This window comes from Microbacterium sp., assembly GCF_047605725.1.
Taxonomy (GTDB): Bacteria; Actinomycetota; Actinomycetes; order Actinomycetales; family Microbacteriaceae; genus Microbacterium.
The window spans coordinates 16,729-27,682 of record NZ_JASGFE010000033.1; the positions used below are offsets into that span (position 1 = coordinate 16,729).

Below are 10,954 nucleotides of genomic sequence, written 5' to 3' on the forward strand. Positions count from 1 at the left end.
GGCGGGCCCAGCCGCGCGGGCGGGGCCCCGGCGCTGCGCGGCGAGCGCGGGCTCAGGTCCCGAGGATCTCCTGCGCGGCCATCGCCGCGTTGTGCCCGCCGATGCCGCTGACCGCGCCGCCGCGGCGCGCACCGGACCCGCACAGGAGGATCCGCGGGAACGCCGTCTTCACGCCCCAGCGCTCGGCGGGCGTGTCGAGCGGATCGTCGTCGCCCGCCCAGGGCCAGTCCAGCGCGCCGTGGAAGATGTCCCCGCCGATCATGCCGAGCGAGGCCTCCAGGTCGGCGGTCGTCCGCGCCTCGATGCACGGGGTGCCGTCCGGCGCCTCGTACAGGCAGTCCGCGATCGGCTCGGCCAGCACCGAGTCGAGCGTGCGCTGCGCGGCGGCCAGCAGGGCCTCGCGCAGCGCATTGGGGTCGGCATCCCTCGTCAGCCGGTGCGGCACGTGCAGCCCGAACAGCGTGAGCGTCTGCGCCCCCGACGCGCGCAGCTCCGGCCCGAGGATCGACGGGTCGGTGAGCGAGTGGCAGTACACCTCGGCGGGGAGGGGATCGGGGATGCCGCCGCCCTCGGCCGTGCGGTAGGCCGACTCGAGCTGCGTCATCGTCTCGTTGATGTGGAACGTGCCCGCGAACGCGGCCTGTGCAGCGACGGACTCGTCGCGCAGACGCGGCAGCCGGCGAAGGAGCAGGTTGACCTTGAGCTGGCCTCCCTCGGGCGCCGCCGGCGCGGGCACGTCGGCCCCGCCTGCCCGCAACAGCCCGGCCAGCACCGCCGGGCCGACGCCGCTGAGGATGAGCCGGCCGTGCAGGCTCGTCCCGTCGTCCAGGGTCACCTCGCCGTCGGGGCTGACGGCGGTCGCGGCGACGCCGGTGCGGAGGTCGGCTCCGGCCTCGCGCGCGGCGCGCTCGAGCGTCGCGCTGACCTGGCCCATGCCGCCCACCGGCACGTCCCAGTCCCCGGTGCCGCCCCCGATCACGTGGTAGAGGAAGCAGCGGTTCTGCCGCAGCGACGCGTCGTCCGCGGACGCGAACGTGCCGATGAGCCCGTCGGTCAGGGCGATGCCGCGGGCGAGGTCGCTCTGCAGCGAGGAGCGGACGAACGCACCCAGCGGGCGCTGGGTGAGCGCCTCCCACAGGTCGTCGTCGCGCACGAGCGCGCGCACATCCGACGCGCGCCGCAGCGGTTCGGTGACGGTCGGGAACAGCGCGCCGGCGAGCGGGAGGAGGCGCTCGGTGAAGCGCGCGAAGCGCTCCGCCTCGTCGGGGTCGCCGGTCGCACGGACGAAGCCGGCCGCGGTGGCGGCGGCATCCGCGGTGTCGACCAGGATGCCGCGCGACGGATCGGACGGATCGGGCGTGTACGACGCGTAGCGCCGCCGCCTCAGGTCCAGGGGCAGGCCGAGATCGCGCAGGATCGCCGCGGGGAACAGGCTCACGAGGTACGAGTAGCGCGACAGTCGCGCATCCACTCCGGGCCAGGGCCGCTCCGACACGGCCGCGCCGCCGACGTGGTCGAGGCGTTCGGCCACGACGACGCGACGGCCGGAGCGGGCGAGATAGGCGGCGGCGACCAGCGCGTTGTGGCCGCCGCCGACGATGACGACGTCGTGGGTGATCATGCGTTTCACGCTACCGGCCCGGCGTCGCCCACGACGATACGGTGAAGGGATGCCGCACGCACAGGAACTGGCCCGACTCGCTCTGGACATCGCGCGCGAGGCGGGCGAGCTCGCCCGCCTGCGCCGCTCGGAGGGCGTCGCGATCGCCGCGACCAAGTCGGCGCTCGCCGACATCGTCACCGAGGCCGACCGCGAGGTCGAGGCGCTCGTGCGCGACCTCCTCGGCCGGGCGCGACCCGACGACGGCTTCGTCGGCGAGGAGTCCGGGGCCGAGGAGAGCCTGAGCGGCATCACGTGGGTGGTCGACCCGATCGACGGGACGGTGAACTACGCCTACGGCATCCCGCACTACGCGGTCAGCATCGCCGCGGTGAGCGGCGACCCCGATCCGGAGCGCTGGACGGCCCTGGTCGGGGTCGTGTTCAACCCGGCCTCGGGCGAGCTGTACCACGCGGTGCGCGGCGAGGGCGCGTGGCTGGGCGAGCGGCGGCTCGCGGTGTCGACACCGTCGGATGCCGGTGCGCTGCTGGCGACCGGGTTCGGCTACGACCCCGCGACGCACGAGGGCGACTTCGCGCGCCTGCGCACCGTCATGCCGCTGGCCCGCGACATCCGCCGCGCCGGTGCGGCCTCGCTCGATCTGGCCTATGTCGCCGCCGGACGGCTCGACGGATACTACGAGCGCGGGCTGCACGCGTGGGACCACGCCGCCGGCGGGCTCCTCGTGTCCGAGGCGGGCGGCCTCCTCGGGGGAGCGCCCGGCGGCAGGCCGGGCCGGGAGCTGACCATCGCGGCCGGTCCCGAGCTGTTCCCGCGGCTCGTGGCCGCCCTCGGGACCTGAGCGGGGACCCCGCGGTCAGCGCGACGCGCGCGGATCGACGGGGACGACCAGGGGCGTCGCCGTCGCCGGATCGGGGACCACCAGCGCGCGCAGGCCGAACACGTCGTGGACGAGCTGCGCCGACATGACCTCCGCCGGTGCGCCCGTCGCGACGACCGCGCCGTCCTTCATGACGATCAGGTGATCGGCGTATCGGCACGCCTGGTTCAGGTCGTGCAGCACGGCCACGAGGGTGCGGCCCTCCTCGTTGAAGCGGCGGAACAGCTCCAGCAGCTCGTACTGGTGCGCGATGTCGAGAAAGGTCGTCGGCTCGTCCAGCAGCAGCACCGGCGCGTCCTGTGCGAGGAGCATCGCGACCCACACCCGCTGGCGCTGCCCGCCGGACAGCTCGTCCACCATCCGGCCGGCGAGCTCGGTCGTCCCGGTCGCGGCCAGGGCGCGTCCGACCGCCTCCTCGTCCTCGGGGCGCCATCGCTGGAAGAGCGTCTGGTGCGGGTACCGGCCTCGCGCGACCAGGTCGGCGACGGTGATCCCGTCGGGTGCGAGCGCGGTCTGCGGCAGCAGCCCGAGACGACGGGCCACCTCGCGCACCGGATAGTCAGAGATCGACCGCCCGTCCAGCACGATGCGTCCCGACACGGGCCGGAGCACGCGGGCGAGCGCGCGCAGCAGAGTGGACTTGCCGCACGCGTTCGGGCCGATGATGGCGGTGAACGAGCCGGCCGGGACGGACACGCTGAGCGCGGTCGAGACGATCCGCGTGTCGTAGCCGATCGTGGCATCCTCGGCGCGCAGCGTCTCGTCGGTGGGCTTCGTGCTCATCGGGCTCCTCCTCGACTGCGGCGGGTCTCGCGCACGAGCAGCCAGGCGAGGTAGACCCCGCCCAGGCACAGCGAGACCAGACCCACCGGGATCGCGCTGACGAACACGGTGCTGGTCACCGAGAGGACATCGGCGGCCACCAGCAGGACGGCCCCCGTGAGCGCAGAGCCCGCGAGTGAGAGCCCGGCCGAGCCGGTGACGCGCTGACCGATCTGCGGGGCGGCGAGCGCGATGAAGGCGATCGGGCCGGACACCGCGGTGACCGTGGCGATCGACACGACGCACACGGCGAGCAGGCCCAGCCGTGCCGTCCCGGCCCCCACGCCGTGCGACCGGGCGGCGTCGTCGCCGAGCTCGAGCTGCTGCAGGCGCGGCCAGATCACCGCGGCGACGATGAACAGCGCGGCGATGAGCACGGCCGCCGGCCCCACCTGTCCCCAGGTCGCCTTGGTGAGCGAGCCTGCTCCCCACATGCCCACCGCGACCGCTTCGAACGCGTCGGCGCGGGTGATGAGGTAGGTGTTGAAGGCGCCGAGCATCGCGCTGACGGCGATGCCGACGACGATGAGACGGAAACCCTGGATGCCGCGCCGCCAGGCGAGCAGGTAGATGACGGCCGACACGAGTGCGGCGCCGGCGATCGCCGCGGCGCTGATCGACCACGCGTCGCGGATCCCGAACACCAGGATCGTGACGGCGACCGCCGTGTAGGCACCGGCGTCCAGGCCCACCAGGTCGGGCGATCCGAGCGGGTTGCGGGTCAGCGTCTGCAGGATCGCGCCGCTCAGGCCCAGTGCCGCGCCGAAGACGATCGCGGCTGCGATGCGCGGCATCCGCCATTGCACCACGACGGTGTGCGCGAACGAGTCGTCGGCGAGCGCGGCGACGATCTCGGGCGGGGAGATCCAGATCTCCCCGATGCCGAGGTCGACGACCCCGAGGGCGAGCACGGCCACAGCGAGCGCGGCGCACGCGAGCACCCAGCGCCGGGCGGCGAGGAACGAGGTCGCGGGCGTGCGCACGACGTACGACGGCGTGCCGAGCACGTCGCGGCGGCGCGTCGCCCCGGCGGCGGTCACAGCGCGCTCATCCGTCGGCGGCGCACGAGGGCGATGAGCACCGGCGCGCCGATCGCCGCGATGACCACGCCCACCTCGAGCTCGGAGGGACGCACGACCACGCGGCCGACGATGTCGGCCGCGAGCACGAGGGCGGGCGCCGCGATCGCCGTATAGGCCAGGATCCAGCGCTGGTCGGGCCCGGTGAACCAGCGCACGATGTGGGGGACCATGAGGCCGACGAACGAGATCCCGCCGGTGAGCGCCGTCGCCGCGCCGGCGAGGAGCGTCACGGCGACGACCGCGATCACCCGGGTGAGCGCGGTGCGCGCGCCGAGGGAGACGGCGAGGTCCTCGCCGAGGGCGAGCGCGTTGAGAGCCGGACCCAGGGCCAGCGCGAGCACGAACGCCACGAGGAACAGCGGCAGACAGGCCAGGATCTCAGGCAGGCCCACGTTGGTGAGCGAGCCGATCCCCCACGAGCGGATCTGCTGGAACCGCAGCGGATCCCACAGCGTCACGGTCGTCGAGATGCCCACGAGCACGGCGCTGAGCGAGACTCCGGCCAGCACCAGCTGCACCGGGCCGGCGGTGACCCCGCCGGCCGCGCCGATGAGGTAGACCGCGATCGCGGCCGCGAGCGCACCGATCAGCCCGAACCAGACGTAGCCGCCGGCCGAGCTCACCCCGAACACGGTGACGCCGATGACGATCGCGAAACCGGCTCCGGCGTTCACGCCGAGCAGGCCCGGGTCGGCGAGCGGGTTGCGGGTGACGGCCTGGATGAGCGCTCCGGCCAGACCGTACGCGATGCCGGCGAGCACGCCCAGGAGCGTGCGCGGGATGCGCAGCTCCCACATGATGAGGCTCGTCTCGGTGTCCTGCCGGGTGAGGATGCCATCGATCGCGTCCGGGACGCCGATCGGCCGCGCACCGACGAGGACGCTCAGGACGATGCCGACGACCAGCACCACGAGGCACACCACGAAGCCGACCAGCCGACGGCGTCCCCGGGAGGACGCCGTCGGCAGGGCGCGGTCGAGCGTGGGCGCGGTCATGGGCGTGCGGTGCCGGGCGCGCGTGGACGCGCGCCCGGCCGTCCGATCAGTTCGCGAGCACCTCGGCGGCACCGGTGGAGAGCTGCTCGATGATCCAGGGCAGGTTCTGCGCGCTGGAGGAGCGCAGCCCCCACGCCGCCCAGTTCGTCGACTCGGTGCCGAAGGAGAACTCCACGTAGTTCTTGTCCTGCGAGACGGTGAGCTGCTGGAAGAGCGGGTTGTCGGTGATGTGCTCGCCCTCCTCGGCGTTCTCGCCGATGAACAGCACGTCGACGTCGATCGTGCTGAACAGCTCCTCGCTCACCGTCGAGTCCGACACGAAGTCGCCGGCGGCCGGAGCCGGCTGGAAGCCGAGCTCCGCGAGGACGGATGCCGCGTTGGTGCCGGTCGCCGAGAAGAACGTCACGCCGTACTCGGCGCCGTAGTTGACGATGAACGCGGCGGCGGCGTCCGCGAACTCGGGGTGGTCGGTGCGCGCCTGGGCGAAGTCCGCCTCGACGTCGTCGATGATCTGCTTCGCCCGGTTCTGGCGGTCGACCGCCTCGGCGATGATCGTGAGCGAGTCCTGCCAGCCGATCGAGTAGTCCTCGGTGACCTCGTCCGGATAGGCGAGCACCGGGGCGATCGCGGACAGCTGGTCGTACATCGCCTGGTCGATGCCGCCGGCCGTGTTGGCGACGGTGACGATGAGGTCGGGCTCGGTGGCGGCGACCTCTTCGAGGTGCAGGTCGTAGTCGGACGACGTGGCCGTCTCGGCGAGCGCGGTCGCCTGCTCCTCGGTGAGCCACGGGGCGTCGACGAGGGAGTCGACCGCGTACACGGGGGTGATTCCCAGCGCCGTCAGGGAGTCGAGATCCTCGGTCGTGAGACTGATCACGGCGATGCGCTCGGGGATGGCCTCCAGCTCCGTCTCGCCCCACGGCGATTCGAGGGTCAGCGGGTACTCGGTGACGCCCTCGCCCTCGGCTGCGGCTGCGCTGGAGGCGGTGGACTCCTCCGACGTCGGGGAGGAGGACGAGCATCCGGAGACGAGCGCGGTCGCGAGGGCCGCGATCGCGACCGCGGGGATCAGTCGACGGAAGGGGGACGTGCGCATCGAGGGCACCTTTCGGGACAGTGAGTAGGGTAGGCTCGCCTAAGTCTGGCACACCGCCGGCCGGACCACGACACACCCGGGAGGACGCGCGCATGGACGCCGACGTCCTCGACGGGTGGAAGCGCACGCGGGGGATCGGCCCCGACCCTGTGCATCCGGCCTGGGAGGAGCTGCTGGCCGCGGCGCGCGCCCACGGCGACGATGTCGTCGACGCCGCGCTGGCACGCGCGGGCGGCCCGCTCGTCTCGGTCGATCCGGACGACGACGGCAAGCGGCTCGTGACCTTCGTGCGGCGGGCGCCGCGGGCCACGGGCGTGGACCTCGTCGGCCATCCCGTGCACGTCGACGCCGCCGCGCTCACCAGCGGGCTGCTGGCGGGCGCGACGCGGCATCGGCTGCCGATGCACCGCGCGGAGGGCACCGGACTGTGGCACCGTACCTTCCGGGTGTCGCCGCGCCTGCGCACGCTGTACCAGTACCGCACGCATGCCGGCCCGGCCCGGCCCGAGGTCATCGGCTTCTTCGACGCCGAGACCGATCCGCACAACCCGCGCCGCTTCCCGCCGGCGCAGCCGCGTCACGAGCTTCCGGCGACGCGCCACAGCGGCGTCGTCGAGTCGGTCCTGGCGCTGGATCAGGCGCCGACGCACGAACGGTGGGGGCCGGCATCCGCGTCGACGCCGCTTGCGGAGACGACCTTCTCGGGCACGATCCTCAAGCGCACGCGGCGCGTATGGGCGTACGTGCCGGACCGGGCCGCGGGCCTGGTCGTGCTCCACGACGGTCAGCAGTGGGCTGCGCACACCGACCTCGTCGACGGGCTCGACCGGCTCATCGGCAACGCGCACATCCCGCCCGTGGCCGTCGTCATGGTCGAGGCGCTGCGGGGCGAGCCCGACGAGCTCGGCGTGGGCGAGGCGTTCACGCGCTCCATCGCGACCGAGCTCGTGCCGTGGGTGCGCGAGCGCTGGGGCCTGCCGGATGCCGCGGCGCGCACCATCGTGGCGGGACAGAGCTGGGGCGGACTGAACGCGGTGCACTCCGCGATGCGGCATCCGGAGGTCTTCGGGAACGCCATCGGCCAGTCCGGCTCGTACTGGCACGGGCAGAGCGCCACCGGCTGGGACGACTACGGGCATCTCATGGCCGAGATCGCGACGGGAGCGCGCGTCGATGTCGCCTTCGCCCTCGACGTCGGCTCGCTCGAAGGCGACATGGTGCCCGCCAGCCGGCACCTGCGCGACGTGCTCGTGGCCCGCGGCCACCACGTCGACTACCGCGAGTTCGAGGGCTGCCACAGCTGGGCGTGCTGGGAGCACTCCCTCCTCGACGCACTGGTGGCGATCACCGCGCGCTGGCCGCGCTGACGCGAACGAAAGGAACCGACCCATGGCACGCTCGCTCCGACCGGAGGCGATCTTCCCCATCACGACCCGGCGGCTGACCGTGCTGCGGGTCGCCGACGTGACGCCGGGAATGCGGCGCATCACGATCGGCGGCCCGCAGCTGGCCGCCCACGTCGCCGACAACGGCTTCCCCGTCGGCGCCTTCCGCTCGCCGGGCTGGGACGACGAGTTCAAGCTGATCCTGCCCGACCCCGAGACCGGCCGGTTCACGGCGCCGACCCAGGCCGACGGCACGCTCGACTGGCCCGCCGGCGCGTTCACCGACACGCGCACGTACACCGTGCGCCGCTGGGACGAGGCGGCCGGAGAGATCGACGTCGACGTCGTCAAGCACGGGGCGGGACCGGCCACGACCTGGGCGTACCGCTGCGCGCCGGGCGACCCCATCCACATCGCGGGCCCGAAGATGGCGTTCGGCATCCCCGACGTCGAGTGGATGCTGGTCGCCGGCGACGAGACGGCGCTCCCCGCGATCGGGCGACTGCTGGAGGAGCTGCCCGCCGGGCGTCTGGTCGACGTCATCGTCGAGGTCGGCGCGGCCGAGCACGTGCAGGAGCTGACGACGCGGGCCGACGCGACGATCACCTGGCTCAGCCGTGACGGGCGGCCGGCCGGCACCACGACCCTCCTGTTCGACGCGCTCAGGGCGACCCCGTGGCGCTCCGACGACGTGTTCGCGTGGGTGGCCGGCGAGACGCTGACGCTCACGCCCATCCGGCGCTGGCTGCGGGGCGACAAGCAGCTCGCCAAGGAACGGGTGGAGGTCTGCGGATACTGGCGGCGCGCGGGGGCCGCCGCGGAGGGCGCCGACCAGGTGCCGGCGCCGGAGGACGACGCGGGCGAGCGGCTGCACGAGCTGCTGGAGATCGTTCCGGGCGTGGCGATCAGGGTCGCCGTCACGGTCGGCCTGTTCGCTGCGCTGGGCGCGCGCCCCCGCTCGCTCGCGGAGGTCGCCGCGGCGACGGCGACCGATCCCGGTGCGCTCGCACGGCTGCTGCGCTATCTCGCCGAGCTCGAGCTCGTCGAGGCGGACGCGGCGGGGGTGTGGTCGTTGACCCCGCTCGGCTCCGAGCTCGACGACGAGGACGAGACGGCGGGCCTCGACCTGCGCGGGGCCGCCGCGCGGCGCGAGCTGGCCATCGTGGGGCTGCTCGACGCCGTCCGCACCGGCACCGCCGCCCACGAGTCGACCTTCGGCCGCTCGTTCCCCGAGCTGGTCGACGCAGATCCCGAGCTCGCGGCGAGCAGACTGTCGTCGACGTTCACCGAATGGACGGCGACGCCCTTTGCGCAGTCGACGCTGCTGGAGGGCGTCGCCGAGCTGCGGCTCGCCGGCCCCGGCGCAGCCGAGCTCGCCCGCGGCGTGCTCGAGCACCGGCCCGAGACGCGCGTGCGGCTGCTGCTGACTCCGTCTCAGGCGCGCGTCGCGACCGCGCAGTCGTGGACCGCGGACGAGCGCGTGCGGATCGAGACCGGCGGCCTGCTGGATCGGCGCATGGATCGCAGCGACGCCTATGTGCTCGTCTCCGCGCTGGAGGAGCTCCCCGACGCCGACGCCGTGCACGTGCTGGCCGAGGCCGCCGCCTCGACGCACGAGGGGAGTGTGCTCGTCTTCGAGCAGCTGATCACCGAGCTCGCGGACGAGCACGAGTTCGAGCACGACCTCGTGCTGCTGGCGGCGACCGGCGGAGCGATGCGCACCGCGGACGAGGTCGACGCGCTCGCGCGCGCGGCGGGCCTGCGCCTCGACGTCGCGGTCACGGTCGGATGGGGTGCCGGGTTGCGCCGATACGTGCGCGGGTGAGCGCGTTCATCGGTCGGCGGCACGCGGCGGCATCCACGATTCTTTAAGAACGTTCGGTTTCTGCACACCGGGCTCCCAGGCGCCCGCGGGTATGGTTACCGGATCGTTATCTTCGCTGCCCGAACAGCGCAGATCCCCCCGTGATTCGTGCTGCCCTCAGCCCCTGCGAGAGACCGCTTCGTGACCTTTTCCCCCCGATCGCCCGGCGACGTCGCCGAACCCGTGAGCGGCATGACCCGCGCCGAGCGTCGTCGCCGGGATGCCGCGGCTGCGGCATCCGCCCCCCGGCGCGGCGTACGCGGACTCGTCCAGCGCGTCACCGGCGCGTCGCTGTCGATCGGGGTGATGGGCGCCGTGGCGCTCCTGGCGATCGGCACGACCACGCCGGGCGCCGCGCTGTCCGCACCCCGCGTGGACATCCCGGTCGTCGCCGACGAGGCGCAGGCCGAGCCCGAGGCCGACCAGATCCAGGCGTACGTCTCCGGCAGCGGCACGACGCAGCCCGACCTCGATCGGGGCGAGACGTACGGCGTCGTGTCCATGTCGGGGCTTGCCGCCGAGTCCGGCGTCACGATCTTCGCCGGTACCTGGGTCAACGACCCCACCGCTCCCATCCAGTGGCCGTTCCCGGTCGGCGTGCCGATCTCGGCCGAGTTCGGCTCGCTCGACTACGCGGCCGAGTTCGCCACGCCGCACGGCGGCACCGACCTCACCCCGGGCGAAGGCGCCGAGGTCCACGTGATCGCGGCCGGCACGGTCCGCATCGCCACCGAGGCCGGCGGCGACTACGGCGTCACCGTGCTCGTCGACCACGTCGTCGACGGACAGCTCGTCTCCAGCCGCTACGCGCACATGGAGTACGGCTCGCTCCAGGTCGAGGAGGGCGACGTCGTGCAGGCAGGACAGGTCATCGGGCGTGTGGGCAGCACCGGGAAGGCGACCGGTCCGCATCTGCACCTCGAGGTGCTCCTGGACGGGGTCACGAAGGTCGACGCGATGGCCTGGCTGCGCGCGCACATCGACGGGTGATCGGATGCGGTCAGAGCCGCGCGCTCTGATATCCTCGTTCTCGTTGCCCGGCGGGCAGCACGCCCCGATAGCTCAGTGGCAGAGCACTTCCATGGTAAGGAAGGGGTCGTCAGTTCAATCCTGACTCGGGGCTCGCAGCATCCGGTTCTGTCGACCCGGATGCCACGCGGCAGGGTAGCTCAGTTGGTGAGAGCGCACGACTCATAATCGTGAGGTCGC

Annotated in this window: 9 protein-coding genes and 1 tRNA gene; 5 read left to right on the forward strand and 5 right to left on the reverse strand. The window is 73.3% G+C overall.

From position 1 onward, the window contains the following. Window positions 1–52: 52 nt before the first annotated feature. Window positions 53–1,621: a phytoene desaturase family protein gene (locus QM641_RS08475; RefSeq protein WP_415115417.1), complete on the reverse strand. Its 1,569-nt coding sequence runs from the start codon at window positions 1,619–1,621 to the stop codon at window positions 53–55. Between the two features lie 49 nt (window positions 1,622–1,670). On the opposite strand from QM641_RS08475, the gene QM641_RS08480 reads away from it, so the two are divergent. Beyond that, complete coding sequence (locus tag QM641_RS08480; RefSeq protein ID WP_415115419.1) at window positions 1,671–2,462, forward strand: inositol monophosphatase family protein; 792 nt, start codon at window positions 1,671–1,673, stop codon at window positions 2,460–2,462. 15 nt (window positions 2,463–2,477) lie between these two features. Here the strand turns inward: QM641_RS08480 and QM641_RS08485 are convergent, their stop codons facing one another. From QM641_RS08485 to QM641_RS08500, 4 genes are read right to left on the reverse strand one after another with little or no spacing between them, the layout of a single operon-like run. Then, window positions 2,478–3,284: an ABC transporter ATP-binding protein gene (locus QM641_RS08485; RefSeq protein WP_415115421.1), complete on the reverse strand. Its 807-nt coding sequence runs from the start codon at window positions 3,282–3,284 to the stop codon at window positions 2,478–2,480. Then, a complete protein-coding gene (locus QM641_RS08490; protein WP_415115423.1) occupies window positions 3,281–4,363 on the reverse strand; it encodes a FecCD family ABC transporter permease in 1,083 nt (360 codons plus the stop codon). The genes QM641_RS08485 and QM641_RS08490 overlap by 4 nt, the downstream gene beginning before the upstream one ends. Continuing rightward, window positions 4,360–5,400 carry an iron chelate uptake ABC transporter family permease subunit gene (locus tag QM641_RS08495; protein ID WP_415115425.1) on the reverse strand — a complete coding sequence of 347 codons (1,041 nt, stop codon included), beginning with the start codon at window positions 5,398–5,400 and terminating at the stop codon, window positions 4,360–4,362. The genes QM641_RS08490 and QM641_RS08495 overlap by 4 nt, the downstream gene beginning before the upstream one ends. Window positions 5,401–5,446: 46 nt before the next feature. Beyond that, window positions 5,447–6,496 carry an ABC transporter substrate-binding protein gene (locus tag QM641_RS08500; protein ID WP_415115427.1) on the reverse strand — a complete coding sequence of 350 codons (1,050 nt, stop codon included), beginning with the start codon at window positions 6,494–6,496 and terminating at the stop codon, window positions 5,447–5,449. Window positions 6,497–6,588: 92 nt separating this feature from the next. On the opposite strand from QM641_RS08500, the gene QM641_RS08505 reads away from it, so the two are divergent. From QM641_RS08505 to QM641_RS08520, 4 genes are all read left to right on the forward strand, one after another. Continuing rightward, window positions 6,589–7,863 carry an alpha/beta hydrolase-fold protein gene (locus QM641_RS08505; RefSeq protein ID WP_415115429.1) on the forward strand — a complete coding sequence of 425 codons (1,275 nt, stop codon included), beginning with the start codon at window positions 6,589–6,591 and terminating at the stop codon, window positions 7,861–7,863. A 22-nt stretch (window positions 7,864–7,885) separates the two neighbouring features. Further along, window positions 7,886–9,706 carry an SIP domain-containing protein gene (locus QM641_RS08510; protein WP_415115431.1) on the forward strand — a complete coding sequence of 607 codons (1,821 nt, stop codon included), beginning with the start codon at window positions 7,886–7,888 and terminating at the stop codon, window positions 9,704–9,706. Between the two features lie 180 nt (window positions 9,707–9,886). Next, window positions 9,887–10,735, forward strand: a complete 849-nt coding sequence (locus tag QM641_RS08515; RefSeq protein WP_415115433.1) for a M23 family metallopeptidase — start codon at window positions 9,887–9,889, stop codon at window positions 10,733–10,735. A gap of 61 nt (window positions 10,736–10,796) precedes the next feature. Next, window positions 10,797–10,868 (forward strand) — tRNA-Thr (locus QM641_RS08520). The last annotated feature ends 86 nt before the right edge of the window (window positions 10,869–10,954 follow it).

What these genes read in the sequence shown, in the direction of transcription:
- QM641_RS08475 (WP_415115417.1), bottom strand. Translation starts at nt 1,621, where the DNA reads ATGATCACCCACGACGTCGTCATCGTCGGCGGCGGCCACAACGCGCTG.
- QM641_RS08480 (WP_415115419.1), top strand. Translation starts at nt 1,671, where the DNA reads ATGCCGCACGCACAGGAACTGGCCCGACTCGCTCTGGACATCGCGCGC.
- QM641_RS08485 (WP_415115421.1), bottom strand. Translation starts at nt 3,284, where the DNA reads ATGAGCACGAAGCCCACCGACGAGACGCTGCGCGCCGAGGATGCCACG.
- QM641_RS08495 (WP_415115425.1), bottom strand. Translation starts at nt 5,400, where the DNA reads ATGACCGCGCCCACGCTCGACCGCGCCCTGCCGACGGCGTCCTCCCGG.
- QM641_RS08500 (WP_415115427.1), bottom strand. Translation starts at nt 6,496, where the DNA reads ATGCGCACGTCCCCCTTCCGTCGACTGATCCCCGCGGTCGCGATCGCG.
- QM641_RS08505 (WP_415115429.1), top strand. Translation starts at nt 6,589, where the DNA reads ATGGACGCCGACGTCCTCGACGGGTGGAAGCGCACGCGGGGGATCGGC.
- QM641_RS08510 (WP_415115431.1), top strand. Translation starts at nt 7,886, where the DNA reads ATGGCACGCTCGCTCCGACCGGAGGCGATCTTCCCCATCACGACCCGG.